We start from the raw sequence: 23967 nt of genomic DNA on the forward strand, positions 1-23967 counted from the left end.
CTAGATTATTGTTTTTATGATAAGTTCTGCTGCATCATCAATTTTATCCATGGCTTTAGATTTTAGGATTTCTGTTCTTCTTTTAGCTTCACTTGAAATTTCTGCCGCCTCATCCCTAGCCTTTGCCTTTGATTCATATATCATAGCCTCTGCTTCGTCTTCAGCCTCCCTCTTGGCATTTTCTATGATCTCTAATGCTTTCACCCTAGCATCTTCGATCATCTGGGATGATTTTTCCTTTGACTCCTGTATTAGCCGGTTAGCATCATTTTCAGCCTTTTTTATCACCATGATAGCTTCTGCTATTGTTGCCATTTAAACCACCCTTTGTATATTGAAGGGTCTATCCTATGAGTATATTTATCTTTTACTATTTCCTCCCTTTCAATAAGAATCTCATAAATCTTATGACCAGAGAATTTCATCCCCTCATTATCCTATCTGGTTTTTTCCCATGATATTCTATATCCCCAAGGTTCAAGGTCTTCCTGAAGGGTTTCTCCTCCCTCTTTTCCTCATTAATGTGGGCTATCAACCCTGGTAGTCTCCCTATCATGAACATGCCAGTCCCAATCTCCCAATGGAATCCAAGATCCGACAATATTGCTGCATTCGCCCCATCAATATTCATATTAATATTCTTCAACCGATTTAAAACCTTTTCTATTTCCAATGCTAATTGAGCATGTCTCCCCATACATTTATACTTCCTCGCTAATTCCAATATCCTAGCCGCCCTAGGATCCCTACTATGATACCTATGACCAAAACCCGGAATCTTCTCATCCCTCTCCAGATAATCATTGACAATCTCCCTTGCAAGCTGAGAAACCTCACCATTATCCTTCACAGCCTCCTGGAGGAGTTTCATACAATCCTGGATAGCCCCGGCATGCTCCCTCCCAAAGGCTAAAAGTCCAGCTGCTGCAGAAGCATGTAAAGGAGAACCTGTAGATGCTGCTAGACGAGCGATCTGCGTGCTAGGCGGGGTAACACCATGATCACAGAAGGATACCAGTATAGCATCAAGCATCCTAGATTCATCCCTGGAGGGTAAATCACCCCTCAATAATAAAAAGACAACATCAGCAAATGAGACATTCCCAATCAAATCCTCCTGGAAATATCCGCGTGTAACGATAAAATCCTCTTCAATCCAACTAATACTAGTCCTCCAACGAGAAACATTAACATCGAATATTTTTTCAAGCGATTCTTTCCCTATTGCCATTGATAACACCTCATAATATTATAGTCGCCCTTCTCGGCTCTGCACAGCAAGAGAGCCTCATGGAAACTATCCTCACACCACTGGCTCTCTGGGGCCCGATCTCCACAAAGGATCCCAAGGCTGTTACAGATCCTCCAAGTCCCAGGCCACCCACACCAGTCCTATTAATAGCCTCTGTTAAATATTCTTCGATCTTGGATTGCCTGTCAAGGTTCCCATTGGCTATAGCCTTAAGCATGAGAGAAGTGGCCTCAAAATGAGTCCTTCCAATGCCAATGGCTGGGATGCAAGGGGTGCACCCCAACATTGGAGTCTCTGTTTTCATCCATGTGAGAACTTCTTCAAATAATTTTCTGTTATCATGACGATGGAAAACTCTATATGTGCGGGCGCGTATTTCAGGCCCCCCACCCAACATTAGAATATGCACCTTTATAGTGTCCTCATTTATTGTGTCTATTAGAAAAGATGGGGGTGTGACCATTGAAGGATCTTCATATAAGCCCTTGCTCTGTTCTATACGTTGAATTTCATCTCCTTTCACGGCCATGGGCCTTCCTGGCAATTCTTTTAATCCTTCTTTTATCCCTTCTTTGACCTGGCCTAGGAGATCCTTGGGTGGGATGGTTTTTTCCCCGATTTCAAGGATGACATGTGGGATCCCAGTATCGTCACAGAGTGGCCTTTTTTCTTTTTTTGCTATTTTCTCATTTTCTAGGATTAGTTTGAGCACCCAGGCTGCGTTTTCATCTTCTTCCCTTCTGAGGGCTCTTTTGTATGCTCTTCTAATGTCACTCGTATAACTTGTACTGGCCTTTATCAGGGCATTTTTCACTCTTGTGACGAGGTTCATCTGATCACCGGTATTGCAAGGTCTTCGCTGCCACTTGGGGAAGCCCGGGCTTCTGGGTAATATTTTTCTATCATTGATTGTACAAGTTGTACCTGTTTTATCCTTTCCTTTGCTTCTTTTTTTGTGGTCTCCCATCCATGTTTTTTCGCGATTGAGCCTCCCGTTTTGAGGTAGACTGGGGCCGCGTAGCGTATCATATCCGGCACTTCATAGTGTCTTATGAAACCTCCAGAGGATTCTGGATTCTCCGTATGTAAATCTATTGGTATTTTTATTGTGTTCCTGATGGAGGCTAACATGGGTATTTGAAGGTCCCTCACGGGGTTGAATGAGTCTGCTCCAATTTCTTCTAGTAGTAGGGCGGATGCTGGGTTACCGTGTCCGCAATGTGCTGAGACCTTAAAGTGGAGATCTTCTGGAAGGTGACCTGATCTCCTCATCTTGTTGAGAACCCATAGCATTCCTTCATCATATACTACTATACCTTTAACCCCCAGGTTGGCGGCTCTTTTAACGTCTTCAAGGGCGTATAATAGGTTTTCGTAGCCCCTGAGCCGGTATCCTATCCGCGCACCCTCTCTTGTTCTCGCGGTCGCGCTCGTATCATAGGTTGCCCTGGGGCCTACGCTTAGAAATAATTCCAGTTTCGCATCTGCTGCGATTTCGACCATTTCCTGGATTTCTTGGTCTGTGAGTAGCATTATACCCTTTGTTTGGGTTACTCTATGGATTGTTACATCATATTCCTCGAGGGCGTCTATGAGGGCTCTGAGGGTTGAAGGTTTTTGTATCCCAGGGACTTCGAAACGGTATTGTGAGCCATCTTTGAATGTTTTTTCCGATTCTTTAAGGGGGTAACCGCTCTTTATACCGAGATTTTCTAGGAATTCTCTATTATTCATGGGGTTTTCCTCCGTAGGTCTAATTTGTTCATCAGCTCATCCATGGTGCTCGTTTCCATTTCATCTATGATCTTTAACTTTTCGGTATCATATTCACGGTTTAGGAGTTTAAATTTTTTCAGGATGTCTTCTCTTGTAAATGGTTTTTCTGGCTCCCCATGGGGTAATATATTCGAGGATTCCAAGCTTCTATTTTTTAATCTTAAGATGACCTTTGAGGGTCTTTTTTCCGGGTAGAGGGAGTCCATTTTTTCGCTGATTTCTATCTTGATTTTCTGGGCAAGTTTTTGGGCGGTTTTGGATCTTTTCATGTTCTCTAATCGCAGATCCCCGTTTAATAGGAATAATGCGAGTGAGTATGGTAGGCTCTGTCTTATAGATTCTATGTTCTCTGGCTTGTAATCGTCGTGTTCTGCCGCCACTTCATATGTTTTGACGATTATCTCATCCACAATATTCTCATTGATGGATTCCATCCCTAGAGAATTGAGTATCTTTGCAGCTGAATCTATAGTGGAATGGAGGTGCCTGCAGATGGGATATTTCTTCATATAAACTTTTCTGACATGGAAATTGCCCAATTCTGGGCTGGTATCATGTTCCGGGCTCATGGCATTCAAGAAACCTTCATCACCTTCTATTATGGTATCTGCCCCGGTGAATCCTTCACGTGCAAGCAGGGCAGAAAGCACGCCAGATTGGGCTGCTCTACCCGCATGTAAATGCTTGCCCATACTACCTTTATGATCAGATTCAAGAAGCCCTGCAGCTTGGGTGCCCGCCAATCCTAGGCAATCTATCGTCTGTTTCTTGTTTAAACTGAGGATCTTCGCACTAGCTGCAGCTGCTCCGAATGTTCCACAAGTGCCCGTAGAATGGAAGCCAATATTGCGATGATACGGGTTTATCATGAGCCCTAGGCTTAAGCATATTTCATAGCCTACTATAATGGATGTGAGAAATTTCTCCCCAGTGACCTTTTCTTCTTCTGCTAATGCGAGTGCTGCTGGTATGACAGATGCTCCAGGGTGTACTTGGGCTAACCTGTGACCATCATCCAAGTCCAGACTATGAGCAAATATACCATTAATTAGACTAACATTTAAAGGGTCTCCACACCCATAACCTATAATGGTCGATCTACCAGGGGATATGAAAGGCTCCAAGGCTTTTAACGTTGAAAGTCCACTCTTCTCCCTTGATCCTCGTAATGAAACCCCGAGAAAATCTAAAAAACATAATCTGGCCTTTTCCACAGCCTCTAATGGTATATCCTCATATTTTAATGATACTGTAAAATCAGCAAATTCCCTTGTTATCATAAAAATGATGTTCCCACCAGAGAATATAAAACATTTTTTACTGTGGCTGATCCTTTTGTATTATAAGTTTAACATGTTACATGAACAATAGCAGCTACTCTTTTACCCTCCTCTTTTAACTGGTTGTATTCTCTCACGGCCTTACATGTTGGCGATACTATAATATCGGCTTTCATGCTAATTTCACCCAACCTTAGGGCGCCGTGGACTCCTGATCCGACAATTATAACATCTGGTTCTTCATGGAGTAGTGGTTTGATTTCCTCCTCTGCCAGGATATGTGAAGTGCCATACTTTCTCCTTGATATTTCCTTTTTTCTTGCTGTTACACTCCCATCCACATGCACTATAATATCATGATTGTATTCTTTCTCATCATATTTTACCATGCCAAATTTACAATCTTGGAACATGCCCATCACTTTATCCTCTTACACTTGAATATTACAGTACCACCATCCGTATATGGCTTCCCAGGGTCTACACATTGCATATACGCGTTTTCGGGATCATTTTCCCTGGTAAGTCCAAGTTCAACTGGGCACCAATCCCTCTCAAGTATGGTGGTATAATGTAGGATAGTGGATAGTGCATGGGTGCACAGTGCATCTGTCTCATCTAAGAGTATCTGGGGATCGTCTACAACAATCCTGTCACCTTCCTTATAAACTGGACATTCCCCCTTTATCTTATGAACCATTATCTCCAACATTCCAAAAACCCCCCACGGATAATCTCCAAAAAATTTTATCTAGGCATATGTTATTTATTTTTTAGCATTTCTATAAGTTTACGGTTATATTCCTCAATCTTTTCAAGTCTTTTTTGGAATTCGTCAATCCTTTTCTCGAACTTCTTTAACTGATACCTTCTCTCCTCGGATCATCCTGTTCTTCTCTAAATTTTTCGATAAGCGTTGAAGTTGCCGATGCTGTTATAAGACTTGTAGCCACAATCGCACTTAACATTACCATGACACCTGTAAGCCGGCCAAGGACAGTTACTGGTATGATGTCACCGTATCCGACTGTTGTAAGGGTTTGGAGCACATACCATAAGGAATCCTCATATGTATTAACAGCTGGGTTGACGGGAGACTCCTCTAGGAAGAATAGTATAGTGAACAATAATAAAGAAGATATAAACAGGCTCAAACCATAAGTTAACCGGCTCTTTTTAACAAATTCATTAACGGAAGATGCAAGTTCTTTTACAGCAAAAAATAACCCAAAAACCCTCAATAAATTCAATGGTTTGAGGATCAGGGAAGTGGGTTCAAGGCCTAAGGCGTATACGCCGATAAAATAAAATGGTATAGAGACAATAAGAACATTCCAATTGATGATCCCAAATTTCAGGCGGGTGATATAACCAATTGCCAATATTATGCTCGTTACAAGATCAAAGAGGATTATATTGGAGAAGGTTGCATGCTTCAATGGCAAGAATATGCTTATTAGAATAAGGAACCCGTCAAGGATTATTAGGGTGAGTATTAGCACCTGTAGGAAGAGACTAAACTTTTCTTGGATCTTCTCCATCACATACAACTCCCTCAAGAAGAGAAATCCTAGCATTTGATTGGGTGGGGTTAACCCTCCGCCTATAACCCCCTGGTTTTTTTCACGCCTTTTTGAGGACTTCATTGGGTTTTAGGATGCTGATGCCAGTGTTTTCTCCCACCACCTCTATTTGCACTATCCACTTTGGGTTAGTTTCATCCCTCTCAAGGGTTAGTCTGTCAATTAGAAGCTCTGAAAGATCCTCGATTATCTCCTCCGGGGTTTTTATGTATCTTCTACCCCTGAGGTCGCATATAACCTTGAATGAATCCCCTGGCTTAGTTTTTTCCTTTGCAAGTGCAACTGCCTTCTCTAGGATGCTGTCTTTCCTTGTTTTGACCACGATTTCGATGGGCACAACCTTTGATATTACTGTTGTGGGCGAATTTTCAAGAATTTTCACAGCCTTCTTTGGATCCATTGCAAGATCGATTAGAATTACATTAGGAAACTCACAATCTTTAATATTAAGTGGAGATTCATAATCCTGGAGTGCGAGTTCGAGCTCCTCCATCCCTACAAGCTCCTCGCCACCAACTCCACCCTTCTGGCCACATACAGTTACAAGAAGGTTAAAATATTCTGGAATTTTCATTTTACTTCACACTCCACAATTTTAGCAGAAAGTGGGTAGTATTCACCTAGATTTATTGGTGCATCCTATGGTATAATCTTTTTTTGGTGTAAAATTTGCATTTTTTAATCCATTGACAATTGCCACAGATTTTTTCCAAGGTCTTGAAATCTATCTTTTTGATTAACGAGCGCATTTCATGGTAGGCTCTGGTTTCTTTAACATTAAGGTTCAAGTGCTTGATTAGCCTCTCATCCTTGGCCTTTAGGTTCTCATCCTCCTCGCATTTACTCTTATTAGGGCACATCCTACAGATCTCATCAACCTCATTTACCACTGTAACCTGGACGCTAGGATTCCCTTTTAGGATTTCGATGATACCCTTAAGGTTTTCTGTGAATTTTCTATCGTATCCATATCCTTGGAAGCCTTCCATACATAGAAGGTGGTGTGCCCTAATCTGAAATTTTAGCGTCAACCTCCTCACCATAGGCTTCCTTAGGGGTTATGGCCTTTGTAAGTGCGGAAGCTCCTGTGATCTTAATAATGTCTCCTATGATGAATGGTAAAAGGCCCATAACAAGGAGATCCCATAGGGATGGTGTGTACCCCTTTGTCGTGTAAACCCAGAAACTCAAGGCAAGGAGTCCTGGCACATAAATGAGTATGAAGTTTGCAAAGAGCATCAGACCAAACATTGGCATGAAATTCCTCGATCTTACGTACTTATCGACGAAGTGGCCTAGAAAGAGCGCTGCTATTATGAAACCTACCAAGTATCCTCCAGTGGCTCCTAAGATGACGGTATAACCGCCTTCCATCCCAGCGAACCATGGTATCCCAGCCACGCCGAGGATCACATAAATTAGTTGGCTGAGGCCACCCCAATATCTTCCAAGGAGCACGCCTGAAATTAAAACTGCGAATGTTTGGGCGGTTACGGGTACTGGCGTCCAAGGGAGTGGGATTACAATCTGCGCCATTAAACCAGTTAAACAGGCCATGAAAAATGCCATAATAGACTTGTTAACGAATGATTGGCTACTTCTCCATTTGAATAACATGTAACGTTTCCTGTAGTAGCTTTCCAGGTTCACATTAAACCCTCCAGGGGATAATTAATAAGCTATCCTTTTTTTATGATCAGCTTTTTATAAAAACTTTCCCCATTATAATACTCTCAGTATCCTATGGGGGGCTATGAGCATAGGAGACTATAAATGGAGTAGTAGTTTTTCTATGAGTTTTGGTATTTTCTCATCCGCTAGCCTGTAATGTATCCATACACCTTCTTTTCTCCATTTAAGGATCCCGGCATTTTTGAGTATGGCCAAGTGATGGGATATTGTTGGTTGGGGCTTTTCAAGGGCTTCTATTATTTCGCATACGCAGCGTTCCCCATGTTGGAGGAGGTATACTATCTTAAGCCTTGTGGGATCGGCTAAGGCTTTTATAACGGAAGCATCCTCTTCGAGTTTTTCATCATCCGGGATCTTTGACAGGATCCTTTTAAGTTCCTTGACCTGTTCATCCGTCGGTCTTTTAAGTTTCATGGAATCTCCTTATCTTTTTGATCGGACAACAAGTACTGGGACTCGAGCGTTTCTCACAACCTTTTCTGAGACGCTCCCCAATACGAACCTTTCTAGGGCGTGTTTACCTGAAACTCCAACAACGATAAGGTCAACGTCCTCATCCTCGGCTACCTGAAGGATGGAATCCGCAGCCTTTCCTTCCACATTCTTCAAAGTGAATTTTATAGGGTATCCTTTTTCTTCTATCATATCCTTGACGTCCTCTAGGGCCTTTTCTGATTCTTCTTTGAAGAGTTGGATCACCTTACGTGTTAGGTCCTCGACTGGGAGCTTCTCAACAGAATATGTTTCTGTTACTGCTAGGACGATTAACTCTGCATTATTCTGCTCCGCGATCTTAATGGCATGTTCCGCCGCGATATTGGAACATTTAGATCCATCCGTAGCCAACAGTATCTTCTTATACAAGTTTTATACCTCCCTATATTCTGTGTGGGATGTTGCCTCATGGAGTTTTATAGAGGCTATGAAGAAAATTATAGTGAATAATAGCAGGGAAACTATATCAATGATTAAAGGGTATGTGTGCACTCCCTGCATCGAGTATCTTACAATATCCATAAGGTAGGTTAGTGGCGAGAATAAGGCTATGTAATTTCCCCAGCCCATGCTCTCTAGGGGTATGAATATTCCACTTATAAATACTAGGGGGAATTTGATAAGAGATGATAACATCATGATATTAGATGGGAGGTTCGTTCTCGGTGTTGATAGTAAGCTTCCAAGAGCCAAGAAACATATAGCAGCTAACATAACCCCAAGTACGAAAATCAGCGGGTCTGTGATGGTTATGTTAGTAGTTAATGCCAATATTATTGGTATTATGGTTATTAGTAGGCTGAAACCCACAGATGCTAACATGTCCCCTATTATTATCGCATAGATCGAAACCGGGGATGCTATAAGCCTTTCTAGTGTGTTCATTTGAGCCTCCCACGGCATTATCACAGGGGATACTGAAGTTGCGGTGAAGAATACTGTCATACTTGTAAGCCCACTTATAAGGAAACTCCAGGGTAGATGTTTACCCCCCACTATAAAGGTCAGGAAAAAGAATACCGGTATGAGAACACCGAATATTATCACGGGCCCCTTCAAATAGTATATTAGGATGTTCTTTTTTGTTATGGTTAGCGCACGATTTAATTGGCCCAAGCTATCCACCTTCTATTATCTTTATGAAGACTTCTTCTAGGGATGGGGTTAGGGTGTTTATTGATTTTATCTTTAGGTCGTTTTCCATTGCAAATTTGCTTATTCTCCAGATAATTTCGGTTATATCCTCAGATTCTGCTATGAAACTCTTATCCCCTGTTTTATTTATCGGTGCTCTGATAAGCTTTTTTATACTTTCGAAGTCAAGTTTTTCTTCAAATGTTATCTCAACTTTTCTCATCTCTTCTGTTAACTCCTTGAGGAGTTTTGGTTTGTCTATTGCCGCGATTTTCCCCCTGTTTATTATAGCTATCCTGTCACAGAGTTTTTCAGCCTCCCACATGTTATGGGTTGTCAGGAAAATGGTTTTACCCTCTCTTTTTATCCTTTTAAGTTTTTCTATTATCTTGATGCTGCTTTGAACATCCAAGCCACTTGTGGGCTCATCGAGGAATAATATTAGGGGGTTGTGTATAAGTGCCATGCAGAGTATTAGGCGCTGTTTCATCCCCTTAGAATAACCTTTAACTTTATGGTCTTTTCTATTGTAAATGTCGAAATCTTCCAAGAGTTCTTTTGAACGTCTGGTGGCATGTTCCTTGGGGATTTCATAGAGTCCTGCTGTGAGCATCATATTCTCCCAGCCTGTGATGTCTATATACGCATTGGAGGTCTCTGGGACGACACCGATCTTCTCTTTAACCCTTATCGGATTCTTTATCATGTCATGGCCTAGAATGCTTATTTGACATTATCTGGTCTTATTATACCTGTTAGCATTCTTACTGTGGTGGTTTTACCCGCACCATTGGGGCGGTGCTAGCGTTCTCCACGTGCGCTTGTACGCGCTGACTGTGGTGGTTTTACCCGCACCATTGGGGCCGAGGAAACCGAATATTTCACCCTCTTTAACATTGAAGGTTATATTATCAACTGCTTGAATGTCCCCGAATCGTTTGCTGAGGTTTTTGACCTCTATTACCATTTTATCCCCTTAATTGTTTGAGGGTGGCTTCTAATTTCTCCAATTTTATCTAGGTTACCCAGAAGCTTTACTGGTATAAAATCGAGTATTTATCTTTACTGAAACTTGTGGGGGGTGCTGATGGATCATGTTGCGGTTTTTGGCTTTTTCATCGTATACTCCAATGTTCTGGCCACTCGTTTCAGGTTCTTTGTCATGGACTGTAGTATAAACTTCTTATGATCCTTTCCTCCTCTAATGGAGGCTTACATGTTCTTTAGTTTCTTTTGACAATCGTAACAGTATTCTGTGTCCCTGTTGGTCCTGAAGACTTTTCCACATCCTTTACATATTACCTTTTTTAGGGTTGAGGCTTTCTTTTCGAGGATGCCTGTCATGCATGCGCATCCGCCTGTTGTCATGGCCTTGATCTTGGCCTCGAAGCCTTTTTCTTCTTTTGCCATTAGTATCACCCTCATTTTATGATAGGAGGTCTTTTATCTCTTCTTTGGATGCTATTCTACCCATGACTTTTATTTCACCATCTATTGCGAATGCTGGGAAGGCTGTTATACCGGATTCTAATATTGCATCCATATCATCTATTTTCTCGATTTCTGCATCGATTCCAAGTTCATTTATGGCTTCTCTAACATTTTTTTCAAGTATTTCGCAGTTTGCGCATCCTAAACCATATATTCTCAGTTTCATGTTATTTTCACCTCATCCTATTATGAAATTGAAAAAGTAACCTGTTATTATTATGGAGATTGCCAGTATACTTATGAATAGTCCGAGGAGTTTTGGTTTCATAACCTTTCTTAATATTATCATCTCCGGGAGTGAAAGTGCAGTTATTGACATCATAAGTGCTAGTGCTGTTCCGGTGGCCATACCCTTCTCGATCAGGGCCGATATCAGGGGTATGGTGCCAGCAGCATTTGAGTATAATGGGACTCCTATAAGGACGGCTACTGGGACTGCTAGGATGTTCCTTTGACCTGCATATTCTATTAGGAAGTCTTGTGGCACGTATCCGTGGATCCATCCGCCTATGGCAATGGCTATAATAATATAGGGTGCCACTCTCCTTAGAATGTCCTTTGTCTCATTTTTTGCTATTATGTATCTTTCTTTTAGTGTAGGGTCTGGTATTTCGGCTCTTAGATTTCCAAGTTTTTTCATCTTCTCAAGCGTCTCATAAACGTAATCTTCGAGCTGGTTTTCTAGTTTTAACTTTCCTATGAGTATTCCACCTATTATGGATATTATGAGGCCAGATATTATGTATATGCTTGTTATTTCCCAGCCAACTAGGCCTAGTAGGAGTATTATCGCCACTTCGTTTATCATGGGGGATGATATGAGGAATGAGAATGTTGCCCCGAGGGGTACTCCTGCTTCGACGAATCCTATGAATAATGGTACTGCTGAACATGAACAGAATGGTGTTATTATACCTACAAGGGCTGCTGCTATATTCCCTGTGTATTCGTGCCTCTTTTCTAGGGTTTTTCTGACCTTATGTGGGGGTATATATGTTCGTATAAATGATATGGTGAATATTAGGATTGTGAGAAGTATGAATATTTTTGTGGTGTCATAGATGAAGAAGTTCACCGCCTTGCCAAGGTGTGATGATGGTGTGAGTCCTATGAGTTTGTAGGTTATGTAGTCGGCGAGTTCTTGTAATACCATAAAACACCTCCACTAATATATTTAAATTTATTAATATATCCTTTTGTGGGCTATCATATAAACCTTACTATCCCTAAGGACAGATAAAATAAGAGAAGCTTTTATCTTCTTGTCGCCTGGAAAACCCACCCCTTTGAAAGGAAGAGTACGCGCAAGAATAGGTGACCGGGAAAACTAAAGTAACTTAGCCCTGTCATAAAGGTTTTTGAGCGTTCCCATGTCTACGCTGGTGTATATTTGTGTTGTTGAAAGGTTTGAATGTCCAAGGAGCTGTTGTATGGCTCTTATGTCAACCCCATTCTTTAAAAGGTGTGTTGCGAAGGAGTGTCTTAGAATGTGCGGTGTCACCTTTTTCTTGATCCCCGCTTTTATCGCATAATTTTTTATTGCTATCTGGATATAGCGTGGTGTTAGCGGTTTCCCGAAGCGATTTAGGAATAAATATTCGCTTTCCTGGGTTCTTTCACGGAGGTAATCTTTGATTAGTTTTTTTGTTTTTTGGTCGAATAACACTATGCGGTCTTTGTTACCCTTACCCCTTATACGTATAGTCCTCTCCTTGAGGTCAATATCATTCACATTCAAGGATACAAGTTCTGAGACTCGGAGTCCAGAAGAATAAAGTAGGGATAATATGAGTTTGTCTCTTGTTCTTGTAAATTTTCGCTTTCTGGTATCAGCATCCACTGCTCTTATCAGTCTCTTCACTTCATCCTCATTCAATGATTTTGGGAGTGATTTCACCCTTTTCGGGGTTTTAACGTCCTTTAGGTGGTCCATTTTATGGAATTCGAAGAATTTTTTAACAACAATAGTTACAAGGTATATGTAATTTTGGGATACTTTCTTCTCCCTTTTCAGGTATCTTATATATCTTTTAAAGGATCCTAGTATGTTTTTATCCGAATTTTCTTCATCTCTCAAAAACCTGTGGAAGTTATCTAGGATGGATTTATAAGTTTTTATAGTGTTTAATGAATAGTTCCTAATTTCTAGGTCGATTAGATAATCCTCTATCATCTCAGGGAAGTCCTTGAGGATACTCGTAGCTTTCATATTCAAGTAACCCTCAACCTGTACATGTGGAAGATCACATGTAGCTTCTGTCTATGTTATCATGGTGTCCCTGGAATTTGCGTATATGCTGTGAACTTGTGAGATCCTTTTGAAGTGCATTCTCATAGCTTTTGTATTTTTTTATTATCTGTTCTTCTACTGGGATGGCCTTTTTTATGGCGGCTTCCACGTGTTTGCCTGTTATGTATTCGCTTCCTTCCATCACCGCGAGGTCGCCTGCCATTCTCACCACCCCACCAAGGTCCCTGAGTCTGAGTGTTAATGAATCTTCCATGTCGTCGATGACCCTTGCACGTTTTCTCGCCTCTTCTATTATGAGTTCGATCGCATCTACCTTTGCTGGGGGGATTTTACCATCTATTTCTATTTCCTGTGCGACGAATTGTGCTAGTTTCGCTCTGTTCTCTGGTGTGTCTGGCATTGTCGTGTTCATAAGTATCTCATAGCCTTCTCCTTGTATCCTTGATCTGAGGGGTGGTAGTATGTATTGTAGGTCTATGATATTGCATGCTCCTATGAATATGAAATCGCATGGGACGTTTTCAACTCTAACAGAGCTCCCTGCACTTTGAGGGTTTCTTCCTATGATTGGGAATGTTTTGTCCTGCATTGCACTTAGTATATATCTTTGGAGGCTTGCGATGTGGACTATTTCATCTATGAACAGGACTCCTTCATGTGCTTCGTGGATTGCCCCGGGCACTACTCTCTCATATGGTTGTGATCCGAGGTCTGGGTGTCCACCATAGGGGTCGTGTCTCACATCACCTAGGAGTTCTGTTTCACTGGCTCCTGTCGCTTGGATGAATGTTTTACGTTCCAGTGGTACTATAACGTTTCTTGGCTTTTCTTCTACCATTTGTCTTCTTTTTTCTAATGCTCTTTGGTCGAGTACTTTTATTTCGTCTCCGCCCACTCTCTCGTAGATGACCACTTCCTCGACGCCGTTTATTAGCCTTGTTGTTGTAACTCTCTTCTGGGGGACTTTCAGGTTGTTTGAATTCATCTCGAACATTCCCAGCAGGTCCCCGAGGTGTTTTCGTCTGGCGTTGATGTGAGCGAATTTTTCACCCCCACATTTGGGGCATACGCTGGTATATGCGCTGCTGTATTCGCCACAGTGCACGCATTTGAACCCGAGCCTCTCCGCCACGGCATCCGGAGCGCTTTGAGGGTCTATCAGCTCACCCTCGGCCATTTCCATTTCTAGTAGTTCGTTTTCTATCTCCTTCCGGGTTTTAACTTCTACGAAGGGTCTTTCGGGTTGTTCTGGGTTGTGTACGACTATTATCTCCTCGGATGGTTTGGGTAGATGATATGAGATCGCCTGTGCAAGAAGCGACTTACCAATACCTGGGGGGCCGACGAGTAATAGGTTTCTTTTTTGTTTCGCGGCGATTTTAATCATTGGCATTATATTGTCGTGGCCTATAACCCTCTCGAGGGGATCCTCTGGTATTTTTATATCATCTGTACTTTCAATATCATCGATTGTTTCCTTTCGCATGTCAACATACATTTTAAATCCTTCAATTATTTGTTATTATCTTGATGTTCTGGGGTTTTTTCACGACTTCGCCACTTCTTATGGCGACTAGATACTTCACTCCCTTCTCATATGAGATGTCAACTAGGCGTTGTGTTACCACACCATCAAATACTATAGCATAGGGGTGGTTGTTGACATTTTTCAGTTCATCGTAGAGGTTTTCGACTCTAACTTCTTTTAGGATGTTGAGAGCATCATCTAGGATCTCTGCATTACCTGAACCTTCTAGTTCGTCGAGTATGTTCTTTAATAGTACCATTTTGTCTTCTGTTTTTTTGCTCTTCGCTGGCATGCCCAGTTCATGGTAGATTTGCTCTACAGGTACCTTGTTTCTGAGGGCGACCATTATCTCATCCTTTCCAAGTTCTTCTACTTCTTTTCCCTTGGGGGCTCTTGTAACATAGTCGATATCTGCTACTTGTAGAAGTTCTTTTAGGATGAGCTCCCCGCCCCTGTCACCGTCTACGAAGGCCGTTGCTGTTTTTTTACGGGTTAGTTCTGCAACGGTCTTGGGAATGTTCACCCCTTCGACTGCGATTGCATTTTTTATACCATGTTTTAGGAGGTTTATAACGTCTGATCTTCCTTCCACGACGAGGATAGCGTCTGACGTGGCTACATTGGGGCCTGCTGGCAGTTTCTCATCGCCGTATTCTGTTATTTCATGGACTCTCATGGCCTCTTTCACTTCTTCGATCATCTTAAGACTTTCTGGTGCTACTTCTTCCATCATGCTGGCGTATATTTCCTTTGCACGTTCAACTACCTTTTTTCTTTTCACGGCTCTTACATCTTCAACCTTTGTAACTTGTATGTAGGCTTCGCATGGTCCTACTCTGTTTATGGTCTCTAGTGAGGCTGCTAGTATGGCTGTTTCGACTCTGTCAAGGCTTGATGGTATTATTATTTCTCCTTTTGATTTACCACCCCTTGATGTTATGTTGACTTTGATTCTTCCTATTCTTCCCGTTTTTTGCAATTCTCTAAGGTCTAGGTCGTTGCTTAGTAATCCTTCTGTTTGTCCGAATATTGCACCTACTACATCCGGTTTTTCAACAATCCCGTTAGCGTTAATTTGAGCATGAATAAGATATTTAGTCGTGCTTATCTCCTCTTTTCCCATGATAATCCCCTCTATGAGTTTATTGTGGTTAGTAGATGGAGTTGTATTGGAAAGGGTATGGGGAGATCTCCATCTCCAGTCTTTGTATGTACTTGGGAAGACTTTGTATGTCCTTTATGTACTTTCTTGTCATCCCCATTATCCTCTTGCGAATCTGTAAATTCGGGTAACAGCCTAGGCTCTCTATTTCTCTGCGAAGTCTATTCGCAAGTTGGTTACCCTTCCTATCAAAATCCGTGAGAATTATCACCATTGATGATGATCTGGCAACTGAATCTGCAATTTCAGATAAATTTGATGATGACCCTGAAACTTTTATGAATTCGCCATGTATTCCAAGTTCTTGAAGAGCTTCCTCGTCTCTTTTCCCTTCTATCAGAATTGGTATCCCTTGTTCACTGCAATATCGAAGTTCCTCTAGTTCTTCGTTCAGGCGCTGTAATCTTCCCAGTGTCATGTTAAAACCTTTAATAACCATTAGTATCTATATTATATGATATACTAATATATAAATCTAAAGAATAGGCTAACGTCCATCCCATGGTTGGACTGTAAACTTTAAATACCCCATAGGTTAATAGAGAAAATTTAGGGAAAAGATAATAAATTTTTGGAGGAAAATAAGGTGGCGAAGGGCCTTATTAGGATCGTATTGGATATACTAAAACCCCATGATCCTATAATCCCATATTATGCAATATACCTGAGCGAACTTAAAGGTGTTGAGGGTGTTAATATAACCCTCATGGAAATAGACAAGGAGACAGAGAACGTTAAAGTAACCATACAAGGAAACGACCTAGATTTTGAGGAGATAACAGCAGCCATTGAAAAGTATGGTGGATCAATACACAGTGTAGATGAGGTAGTGGCTGGCAAAGTCATGGTAGAAGAGGTTACAACACCACAGGATTGATCCCATGAAGATAGAGGGTAAAATATCACCCAGGAGATTTCTTGAAAGTTTTAGTGCCACTGGGAAAACCCCCACAATTGGATTTTCAACACCCCAAATCTCTGATGCCCTCCATAAGATTTCCGGTTATAATGGTGCGATACATTCCCTCAGACCATTAAACAAGAGGAAAATCTTCGGACCCGTGATAACGGCAAAGACAAAGGATTATGATTGGGGGACGTCGGTAAAGGCTATTGACCATGCGAGTGAATCAGAGGTTATATTTATAATGGTGGAGGGGGATGATAATGCGGTGTGGGGCGAGTTAACCTCCAAGACGGCTAAGAAAAAGAATATTGCCGGTACGATCATATATGGGGCTTGCAGGGACCTTGATGCTATCAGCAGATTAGATTTTCCTGTTTTTTCAAAGAGGGTTGTTCCAAATGCTGGGAAACCCCTAGCCTTGGGTGAAATCAATATTGAATTGGAATGTGAGGGTGTGAAGGTCAAGCCTGGGGATTATGTTTTTGGTGATGATTCCGGTGTAGTTGTAGTCCCCCAGGAACTCCTAGATATTGTGATGGAGGAAGCTTTAAGGATAAAGGAGAAGGAGTCTGAAATAGACAGGCGAATCGAGGATGGAATCCCACTTTCAAGGATCCTCGGTTTAAAATAACCCCCATGGGATGTTTAGAGGATGGAAGAGGGTCAAGGCATTTTTGATTATATAAAGGAGCATAAAAAGACGATTATTTTATCATTTCTAATTGTTGCGATTCTAGTATTCATCCTAGGTTTATTCGCCGGGTTTAAGGGGATATTATTGGCCTTGGAGCGGACCGATCCGTCTTTTTTGGTTTTGAATTTTCTTTGAGGGTATGATCCTTGTTTTGTGGACTTTTCGTTGGCGTTTGATACTTAACCTTGTGGATGAATCCCCTAAGTTTTCTTCGTTATTTCTTATGTTACTTGCGAGTATTTTTGGGAATAATATAACCCCCGGGGCTGCTGGTGGGGAACCCTTGAGGGCTTATCTTCTCTTTGAACTTAGGGGAACCCCCTTTGAGATAGGTTTCGCATCTTCAACTGCTGATAGAGTGTTTGAATTCATACCCTTCGCTATAATATCTTTACTTTCGGCTATTCTCATCATGACATGGGAAGTTTCTATTTGGACCCGTTTTATAGTGAGTTTCCTTATAATATTTACTATAATACTTTTTTCAGTGGTTATCTATGCCGGGGCTAGGCGGGATGTAGCCCAGAGGATAGTTTTGGGTATAATAAGATCATTTTTGCCCTTCATTAGGAATATAACACGTAGAAGATTTGAATTTGGGAATTTGAGGGATAGGATAATCTTTTACGTTAACAGGTTTAGTAGTGGATTCTCAATGGCATTAACTGACAGGAGAGTGTTAGTAATAGGTTTTTTACTTTCCTTGATTATGTGGTTTCTTGATTTAACCCGTATTTATATCTGTTTTCGGGCTATTGGCGTGGAGCCTCCAATAGCTTCGTTGATTATAATTTATACTGTGGGGATTCTAATATCACTTTTACCATTACTTCCGGGTTCTCTTGGGTTGAGGGAGGGTATACTCGTCGCCCTCTTTGCAGTTGCTGGGATATCAGCGGATCATGTGATGGCAGCGAGTGTTATTGATAGGTTGGCCAGTTACATAACCCCAACTTTCTTTGGTTTTCTCGCTGCCGTGTATTATGGGAGAATTATCATAAGAAATCATGAAAGCTGATGAGGGGGCTCTCTTTGATAAGCTTACCATATACAAGCCGAAAAGTTTATATATAACCTCCTTAAGATATAATATACAAAATTTTCGGTTATTATTATGAGGGTGCTTGGGAAAATTTCACACATTTCTAAACGAGGCAACATCATAGCACGTTCAAAGAACACACCACCCTTCAAAGCCAAAGTCTTCACATCCAAAGGACAATTACTCGGTAAAGTCCACGACATCTTCGGCCCGACAAAAATGCCATATATTCTAATAAAACCAATTCGTGCAATAAATTCGAAAAATATTGAGAACCGAGTTGGAGAAAGCTTATATATAGAGAGAGAATGGGGGCGAAAAAAACGAAAAAGGAAAAAATGAAAAAGGAGATTTCAGAGATCGAAAAGGAAACAAGATGCCCAGAATGCGGATCCGAAGACCTTAGAGGAGACTATGAAAGAGCCGAAATAGTATGTGGAAAATGCGGATTAGTCATAGATGACAATCTCCTAGACATGGGCCCAGAATGGAGAGCATTCGACCATGAACAACGCGACAAACGCACAAGAGTAGGAGCACCTCTAACCTACACAATACACGACAAGGGCCTATCAACAATGATAGACTGGAGAAACAAGGACATCTATGGTAGAGACATACCAGCAAGGAACAGAGCTCAATGGTACAGGCTAAGAAAATGGCAGAGAAAAATCAGAATCTCCGGCGCCACAGAGAGAAACTTAGCCTATGCCCTGAGCGAATTAGATCGTGATTCCTCAAACCTTGGACTCCCAAGGAGCGTGAGAGAAGCCGCATCAATGATATATAGAAAAGCGGTTGAAAACAAACTTATAAGAGGTAGAAGCATCGAAGGAGTGGTCGCAGCATCACTTTATGCCGCATGTAGAAGATGCAACGTTCCAAGAACACTCGACGAGATCGCCGAGATTTCAAGAGTAAGCAAAAAAGAAGTCGGCCGAACCTACAGGTTCCTAACACGTGAATTAAATATTAAATTGCCTCCAACATCACCAGTAGACTACGTACCAAGGTTCGCAACAGAACTGGGACTATCAGGGGAAGTCCAATCAAAGGCCATCGAAATAATCGAAAAGGCCATGAAAAAGGGTCTGACATCTGGTAGGGGTCCAACAGGGGTTGCCGCGGCAGCACTTTACATAGCATCAGTGCTCCTCGGTGAAAGGAAAACCCAAAGGGACGTTGCAGAAGTTGCAGGCGTAACTGAGGTAACAATAAGAAACAGATACAAAGAATTGACAGAACAATTAGATATGGGTGTAACCCTATAATTTGACTATGAAAGTTCTTCAATAGTCCTCTTAAGTTCTCTTATGAGGGCAATATTATCCCCGCCCTCATACTCTTCTAAATTTTTCCTGTACACAGGCAGTTTCTCTAGGAATCTTTCGATGGATTTTTTATCCACTTCCTCGTGGAATTCGCCATAGCCTAGTTTTTCAAGGTAAAATGCATTAAGGATTTGTTCAAACTGTCCCTTGACAGGGACACTATAGACTGGTTTTTTAAGGTAGAGTGCCTCGCTTATAAGTGTGAATCCCCCATTAGTAATCACTGCAGCGGCTGATTTAAGGTCTTTGAAGAACTCATCCTCATTAAATTTTCTGAAATATAAGTTACCCTCGGTTTTATCCTTGTCGAAACCGTATATGATAAATTTTCTCTTGATCTTTTTAAGAGTTCTTAATAATCTAATATTGGATTTGCTTGTCTGATAGACGAATATATGATCCCCATAGTATGGTTTCAGATTCATTATTTCCTTTCTTAGGACTGGTGGGAACATAACGACCTTCTCTGGGTCCTTGATCTTGGGGAAGAAATAACTCGTTATAATATAACGTTTCGGTCTTATGATAAATGATCTTATAACAGCCTCGGCCTTCAGCTTATCCTTTCTGTATTTTTTCGGATATTCTATATTGCACTGGGTTATTACATGCATGTTATCCACGCTTATAAGGGGTATCCTTAATATGTTGCTTATGAGACTTGCATAGAATTCAAAATCTGATACTACGACATCTGGCTTGAAATCTCGGGCCATTTTATAAAGTAAGCTCAGGTTTTCTTTAAGGTCTCGTGGGAATGTTTTCATAGCCTTCAAGAATGTTTTAAGGTCTTTAACTTCATTGTTTTCATATACTGTGTTGAAGCCATATATTTCATGGACATTTTCGAATTTTTCCTTGAGGTATTTGTATGCCCGGTCACTTGCGAATATTAATACATCATAATCCTTGACAAGTTCTTCTAGTATCACGCCACTTCTGATCGCATGCCCCATACCCTCTCCACATACTGAGTATAGGATCCTCTTACGTTTTTTTGTGGAATGTCCGAAGGTGTAGTTTAATTCTGAAGCGCTTAACTTTTTACCTAAAAAATCACAGAGCGTGCTCTTGGTGTATTTGAATGCCAGGTTTTTTAATCCCTCTTTTTCAAGTCTTCTTATGGATACTAGTAGTCGAGGTTTTCTCAGGACCTTGAATTTGCTTATTCTCCCTATTCTTTCTATGTAATCTGTATCCTCGCCAAAGTCTAATGATTCATCGAAACCTCCAACTTCCTCGTGGAGTTTTTTACGTGTTAATATGCCACAACAGCCAGCCCCATGGGGTTTTATCGATTCCGTGAGTATCATGAACCTATTCGCGAACTCATGGAGTATCTTATCCCGTCTACTGGTTGATAATGGTATCATCTGGCTTATGGCTACGCCAAGATTTTCACTTTCAAATTCTCTGATGGCCTCTTTAAAATAACCCTCAGTTAGAACAACATCAGCATCAAGGAATAATAAGAGCTCTCCTCGGGCCACTTTAGCGCCATTATTCCTACCCTCAGCCGGCAACCCCCCATCAACGATCTTACAACCGTAAACTTCAGCTATTTCCCTGGTCTTGTCAGTTGAATTAGCATCAGCGACTATGATCTCATAATCCTCGAAATCCTGACTTTTTATGCCTTCAAGAAGCTTTGGAAGATACTCCTCTTCATTATAGGTTGGTATGATTATACTGAGTTTCATCCACATCACCTGAAGAAGGAGTAAAAGTTCCATGTGATGAAGAAACCTTTACACTCACCATTAAGGGCGATTATAAGCCTATCTATTAGTTTGATCTCATTATAGTCTGGTGATAATCTTATTATCATCTTATCATCCACTTTTTCACTTGAAAGTACTTTAAACCCTTCTAAGTGTATATTTTCCTTTGGTTGCAGTAGGGTTACTTCATAGTATTCTGGTGTTGATAACATTAAACCTATTATTATCCTTAGGATTATAAGGGATGCTATGATTATAGAAGGGTTTATAAGGTTCTTTGGGGAGAACGGGACTTTCAAAGCCCTCATACCTAGCATCCCTGAAAGGCCTACCATTGCTGGTGTGGAGAAAAGACCACCATCTATTATGCCTATTATGGTTGTAGTTATCGCGAATATGAGTATCACCTTATGGAAGTCTCGACGGTCTCCCAGGGAGAGAAGACCGAAAACGTAAATGGGGGGTAAGATCATAAGGAGCCAGGGGAGGAGAAACGGTGGAGTATACCCTGTGAGGGAGGATGCAGTATGTATGTGGGTGGGGGCCACTAGGCTTGTGAGGGAACTTAAGGATGCCTTGGGGAGGTGACTGTGTGTCATGCTCGTTGTAGCCGCCGGGTTAAAGGTTACAAATGTTGTATAGGGGTCCACGCCCACCTTAGCCCTTATTAGAAATTCTGCCATGATTATTATGAGGTAGGTTGAAATGGTCAATATTATCGTGATGAGGAGATAAAAATTCTTATCCTTCCCATTCCTAATATAGGGGCTTAGAATTAGCATGCTCCCCATCAAGGAGAAGAATATGATATCCTTTCCCTCTGAGGACCCCATGAGGAATATGTGGGTAAAGGAGGTTATGATAGGGTCTATGATATCACTTATAAGTAATATAACCCCTATTATCATGAATATAAAGCCTGTGATCGTCAAACGGTTCATATTAACACTCTCATCTATTCTTGTGGGGATGATGATAGCACCTCCTCGCAGAACCTATGATGGGGGGATAAGATTTATGAATCATTGAAGAGATATAAATAAGTTGGTGGATTAGATGGTATCCAAGAAATGGGCTGGTCTAATATCCCTCATTTTAGGTATTATCTTCCTCATATCCCCCGTGGGGGGTGTGAAGGCTATTAGCATGTTTTCAGGCATAATCTTGGCCTTGATCGGGTTTTGGATGATTTTAAACGCTTTAAAGGAAAGATATTATAGGAGACTTTCTCTTTTCTGGTTCGTCTTCGCGGTCTTGTTAATCCTTGTAGGAGTCCTGTTAGCATTCCAGGTAATCCTTATAATCGCCTTTGCAGGTTTCTGGTTATATGTTACAGGTTTGCTTTTCATCATAGCCGGTTTTATAGTTGTTTTCTCTGCATGGGATGCCCATGTTACAAGGACTCTTGGGGTTATGGGCATCCTTGTTGGACTAATCTACTTTGTTGTGGGCATCATAGCCCTCAACCCACTATTCATAGGGGTGATTGTAGGAATAATCCTGACTATTTATGGTCTTATCATCCTATTTTCTTAATACTACAAAGAGCCAGACTACAATGAATATCACCAGTACAATATAGAATATGAGTCGTGTTCTCATAACCCTTTGCTGGTTTTTTAAAAGAACCTCTGCACACTTCTTCGAGCATGTTCTCTCATCCAATGGTATGGGGTTCCCACAAACTGGACAATGTCTATGCGGTTCTACCATCATCTGATCCTCCAACTTTCCCATCTATTCCGGGATTACTTTTGTGCCAACCTCCCCCTTTAATGCTCTTATAAGGTTCATAGGATCCTTCCCATTCGCTATTATACTTTTGATATTTGATCTTTTTATAATATGGATCGCCGTCAAGTCAAGGAACTCGTAAGTCCCAGCTTTCCAATCTTTATCCTTGAAAAGGTTAAGCATCTCAGTAGCTGTTATCTCCTTATAGAGGCGGGCATCAGGGTACTTGAGAGGATCTTTATCATAGAATCCATCTACAGAGGTTAAATTGATGAGTATATCAGCATCCACAAATTCTGCGAGTATGGCGCCAACCGCATCTGTACTATGGGCAGGTTCTGTCCCGCCCATGACAAGAATCTTACCCGTTGCAGAATATTCAAGCGCCTCATTAAAATTGTGGGGCACCACCGGATATGCTCTATCCCCAAGGGCTAGTATAAGCATCTTCGCATTAAGGCGTGTGACTTCTATCCCAATATTGTCACATTGAGCCTCGTTGGCGCCAAGTTCCCTTGCCAATCTTATATAATCCCTTGCAGGTTCGCCTCCACCAACGACTATAAAAAGTTCATTGGTTTCCTTTAAGCGATCTAGGACCTTAGCATATTCTTTAAACATGTCTGGATTAAAATTTCTCATGATAATAGAGCCGCCAATCGTGATCACTACTCTCATTATTCCCACCCAGTAAGATGAATTGATTAAATTCAGATAAGTTTTATTCCACAACCTTACTATGACTATGATAAATGAAAGGATATATTTAATAACCTCGCTTTTCTAGGATTTCCCCACTCTCCTGCCAATCAGATAAAAAGGCAAAGGATAAGTGTGCACCCCGAAAAGGTACATTATTCACCAAAGAAAAAATAATCGAGATTGAAATGGAAG

31 protein-coding genes and 1 pseudogene are annotated in these 23967 nt (G+C 41.3%); 6 read left to right on the forward strand and 26 right to left on the reverse strand.

Annotated elements, in window-relative coordinates; genetic code table 11:
• The 22 genes and pseudogenes from ahaH to MTTB_RS02545 all read right to left on the reverse strand — a co-directional run bounded on the left by ahaH (window position 1) and on the right by MTTB_RS02545 (window position 16083).
• Window positions 1–315 carry an ATP synthase archaeal subunit H gene (ahaH, locus tag MTTB_RS02435; RefSeq protein ID WP_248564931.1) on the reverse strand — a complete coding sequence of 105 codons (315 nt, stop codon included), beginning with the start codon at window positions 313–315 and terminating at the stop codon, window positions 1–3.
• A gap of 106 nt (window positions 316–421) precedes the next feature.
• Entirely contained in the window at window positions 422–1231 is an 810-nt protein-coding gene (locus tag MTTB_RS02440; RefSeq protein ID WP_248564932.1) for a citryl-CoA lyase, read from the reverse strand.
• A gap of 10 nt (window positions 1232–1241) precedes the next feature.
• Entirely contained in the window at window positions 1242–2084 is an 843-nt protein-coding gene (locus MTTB_RS02445) for a fumarate hydratase (RefSeq protein WP_248564933.1), read from the reverse strand.
• Entirely contained in the window at window positions 2081–2986 is a 906-nt protein-coding gene (locus tag MTTB_RS02450) for a peptidase (protein WP_248564934.1), read from the reverse strand. The genes MTTB_RS02445 and MTTB_RS02450 overlap by 4 nt, the downstream gene beginning before the upstream one ends.
• Window positions 2983–4308, reverse strand: coding sequence for an MmgE/PrpD family protein (locus tag MTTB_RS02455; protein WP_248564935.1), 1326 nt, complete (start codon window positions 4306–4308; stop codon window positions 2983–2985). Before MTTB_RS02455 ends, MTTB_RS02450 begins: the two co-directional genes overlap by 4 nt.
• 68 nt (window positions 4309–4376) lie before the next feature.
• Complete coding sequence (locus MTTB_RS02460; protein ID WP_248564936.1) at window positions 4377–4721, reverse strand: Mth938-like domain-containing protein; 345 nt, start codon at window positions 4719–4721, stop codon at window positions 4377–4379.
• Between the two features lie 5 nt (window positions 4722–4726).
• Window positions 4727–5020 (reverse strand): TIGR04076 family protein, encoded by a 294-nt coding sequence (locus MTTB_RS02465; protein ID WP_248564937.1) that lies wholly within the window; start codon window positions 5018–5020, stop codon window positions 4727–4729.
• 145 nt (window positions 5021–5165) lie between these two features.
• Window positions 5166–5849, reverse strand: a complete 684-nt coding sequence (locus MTTB_RS02470) for a potassium channel family protein (protein ID WP_248564938.1) — start codon at window positions 5847–5849, stop codon at window positions 5166–5168.
• An 82-nt stretch (window positions 5850–5931) separates the two neighbouring features.
• On the reverse strand, window positions 5932–6465 hold the full coding sequence (locus tag MTTB_RS02475; RefSeq protein ID WP_248564939.1) for a THUMP domain-containing protein: 534 nt from the start codon (window positions 6463–6465) through the stop codon (window positions 5932–5934).
• A 52-nt stretch (window positions 6466–6517) separates the two neighbouring features.
• Window positions 6518–6922: a DUF1284 domain-containing protein gene (locus MTTB_RS02480; protein WP_248564940.1), complete on the reverse strand. Its 405-nt coding sequence runs from the start codon at window positions 6920–6922 to the stop codon at window positions 6518–6520.
• Window positions 6900–7541 (reverse strand): biotin transporter BioY, encoded by a 642-nt coding sequence (locus MTTB_RS02485; protein ID WP_248564941.1) that lies wholly within the window; start codon window positions 7539–7541, stop codon window positions 6900–6902. The genes MTTB_RS02480 and MTTB_RS02485 overlap by 23 nt, the downstream gene beginning before the upstream one ends.
• A 117-nt stretch (window positions 7542–7658) precedes the next feature.
• Window positions 7659–7997 carry an ArsR/SmtB family transcription factor gene (locus MTTB_RS02490; RefSeq protein WP_248564942.1) on the reverse strand — a complete coding sequence of 113 codons (339 nt, stop codon included), beginning with the start codon at window positions 7995–7997 and terminating at the stop codon, window positions 7659–7661.
• Window positions 7998–8006: 9 nt separating this feature from the next.
• On the reverse strand, window positions 8007–8447 hold the full coding sequence (locus MTTB_RS02495; RefSeq protein ID WP_248564943.1) for a universal stress protein: 441 nt from the start codon (window positions 8445–8447) through the stop codon (window positions 8007–8009).
• A 3-nt stretch (window positions 8448–8450) separates the two neighbouring features.
• Window positions 8451–9203 (reverse strand): ABC transporter permease, encoded by a 753-nt coding sequence (locus MTTB_RS02500; protein WP_248564944.1) that lies wholly within the window; start codon window positions 9201–9203, stop codon window positions 8451–8453.
• A pseudogene (locus MTTB_RS08335) lies at window positions 9196–10179 on the reverse strand (ABC transporter ATP-binding protein). The gene MTTB_RS02500 and the pseudogene MTTB_RS08335 overlap by 8 nt, the downstream one beginning before the upstream one ends.
• 245 nt (window positions 10180–10424) lie before the next feature.
• Window positions 10425–10622, reverse strand: a complete 198-nt coding sequence (locus tag MTTB_RS02515) for a hypothetical protein (RefSeq protein WP_248564945.1) — start codon at window positions 10620–10622, stop codon at window positions 10425–10427.
• A gap of 16 nt (window positions 10623–10638) precedes the next feature.
• Entirely contained in the window at window positions 10639–10869 is a 231-nt protein-coding gene (locus MTTB_RS02520) for an MTH895/ArsE family thioredoxin-like protein (RefSeq protein ID WP_248564946.1), read from the reverse strand.
• 12 nt (window positions 10870–10881) lie between these two features.
• Complete coding sequence (locus MTTB_RS02525; protein ID WP_248564947.1) at window positions 10882–11856, reverse strand: permease; 975 nt, start codon at window positions 11854–11856, stop codon at window positions 10882–10884.
• A gap of 174 nt (window positions 11857–12030) precedes the next feature.
• Window positions 12031–12912: a site-specific tyrosine recombinase/integron integrase gene (xerA, locus tag MTTB_RS02530; RefSeq protein WP_248564948.1), complete on the reverse strand. Its 882-nt coding sequence runs from the start codon at window positions 12910–12912 to the stop codon at window positions 12031–12033.
• Between the two features lie 34 nt (window positions 12913–12946).
• Window positions 12947–14452 (reverse strand): ATP-binding protein, encoded by a 1506-nt coding sequence (locus MTTB_RS02535; protein WP_248564949.1) that lies wholly within the window; start codon window positions 14450–14452, stop codon window positions 12947–12949.
• A 10-nt stretch (window positions 14453–14462) separates the two neighbouring features.
• Window positions 14463–15605 (reverse strand): DNA primase DnaG, encoded by a 1143-nt coding sequence (gene dnaG / locus MTTB_RS02540; RefSeq protein WP_248564950.1) that lies wholly within the window; start codon window positions 15603–15605, stop codon window positions 14463–14465.
• Window positions 15606–15633: 28 nt separating this feature from the next.
• Window positions 15634–16083: a toprim domain-containing protein gene (locus MTTB_RS02545; RefSeq protein ID WP_248564951.1), complete on the reverse strand. Its 450-nt coding sequence runs from the start codon at window positions 16081–16083 to the stop codon at window positions 15634–15636.
• Window positions 16084–16230: 147 nt separating this feature from the next.
• On the opposite strand from MTTB_RS02545, the gene MTTB_RS02550 reads away from it, so the two are divergent.
• The 5 genes from MTTB_RS02550 to MTTB_RS02570 all read left to right on the forward strand — a co-directional run bounded on the left by MTTB_RS02550 (window position 16231) and on the right by MTTB_RS02570 (window position 19558).
• Entirely contained in the window at window positions 16231–16521 is a 291-nt protein-coding gene (locus MTTB_RS02550) for a DUF211 domain-containing protein (RefSeq protein ID WP_248564952.1), read from the forward strand.
• 4 nt (window positions 16522–16525) lie between these two features.
• Entirely contained in the window at window positions 16526–17182 is a 657-nt protein-coding gene (locus tag MTTB_RS02555; RefSeq protein WP_248564953.1) for an RraA family protein, read from the forward strand.
• A 202-nt stretch (window positions 17183–17384) separates the two neighbouring features.
• Window positions 17385–18263 carry a UPF0104 family protein gene (locus MTTB_RS02560; RefSeq protein WP_248564954.1) on the forward strand — a complete coding sequence of 293 codons (879 nt, stop codon included), beginning with the start codon at window positions 17385–17387 and terminating at the stop codon, window positions 18261–18263.
• Between the two features lie 96 nt (window positions 18264–18359).
• Window positions 18360–18629, forward strand: coding sequence for a Gar1/Naf1 family protein (locus MTTB_RS02565; RefSeq protein ID WP_248564955.1), 270 nt, complete (start codon window positions 18360–18362; stop codon window positions 18627–18629).
• Window positions 18626–19558 carry a transcription initiation factor IIB gene (locus MTTB_RS02570; RefSeq protein WP_248564956.1) on the forward strand — a complete coding sequence of 311 codons (933 nt, stop codon included), beginning with the start codon at window positions 18626–18628 and terminating at the stop codon, window positions 19556–19558. Before MTTB_RS02565 ends, MTTB_RS02570 begins: the two co-directional genes overlap by 4 nt.
• Window positions 19559–19563: 5 nt before the next feature.
• Here the strand turns inward: MTTB_RS02570 and MTTB_RS02575 are convergent, their stop codons facing one another.
• A complete protein-coding gene (locus MTTB_RS02575) occupies window positions 19564–21318 on the reverse strand; it encodes an MJ1255/VC2487 family glycosyltransferase (protein WP_248564957.1) in 1755 nt (584 codons plus the stop codon).
• 5 nt (window positions 21319–21323) lie between these two features.
• A complete protein-coding gene (locus tag MTTB_RS02580; RefSeq protein WP_248564958.1) occupies window positions 21324–22280 on the reverse strand; it encodes a hypothetical protein in 957 nt (318 codons plus the stop codon).
• A gap of 115 nt (window positions 22281–22395) precedes the next feature.
• Here MTTB_RS02580 and MTTB_RS02585 point away from each other — a divergent pair, with 115 nt between their 5' ends.
• Window positions 22396–22875, forward strand: coding sequence for a DUF308 domain-containing protein (locus tag MTTB_RS02585; protein ID WP_248564959.1), 480 nt, complete (start codon window positions 22396–22398; stop codon window positions 22873–22875).
• On the opposite strand, the gene MTTB_RS02590 is transcribed toward MTTB_RS02585, so the two are convergent.
• Together MTTB_RS02590 and pyrH are read right to left on the reverse strand one after the other, a co-directional pair.
• Window positions 22864–23055, reverse strand: a complete 192-nt coding sequence (locus MTTB_RS02590) for a DUF2116 family Zn-ribbon domain-containing protein (protein ID WP_248564960.1) — start codon at window positions 23053–23055, stop codon at window positions 22864–22866. The genes MTTB_RS02585 and MTTB_RS02590 overlap by 12 nt on opposite strands.
• Before the next feature lie 21 nt (window positions 23056–23076).
• A complete protein-coding gene (gene pyrH / locus MTTB_RS02595; protein WP_248564961.1) occupies window positions 23077–23751 on the reverse strand; it encodes a UMP kinase in 675 nt (224 codons plus the stop codon).
• Window positions 23752–23967: the final 216 nt, after the last annotated feature.

This window comes from Methanothermobacter tenebrarum, from assembly GCF_023167465.1.
Lineage (GTDB): Archaea > Methanobacteriota > Methanobacteria > Methanobacteriales > DSM-23052 > Methanothermobacter_A > Methanothermobacter_A tenebrarum.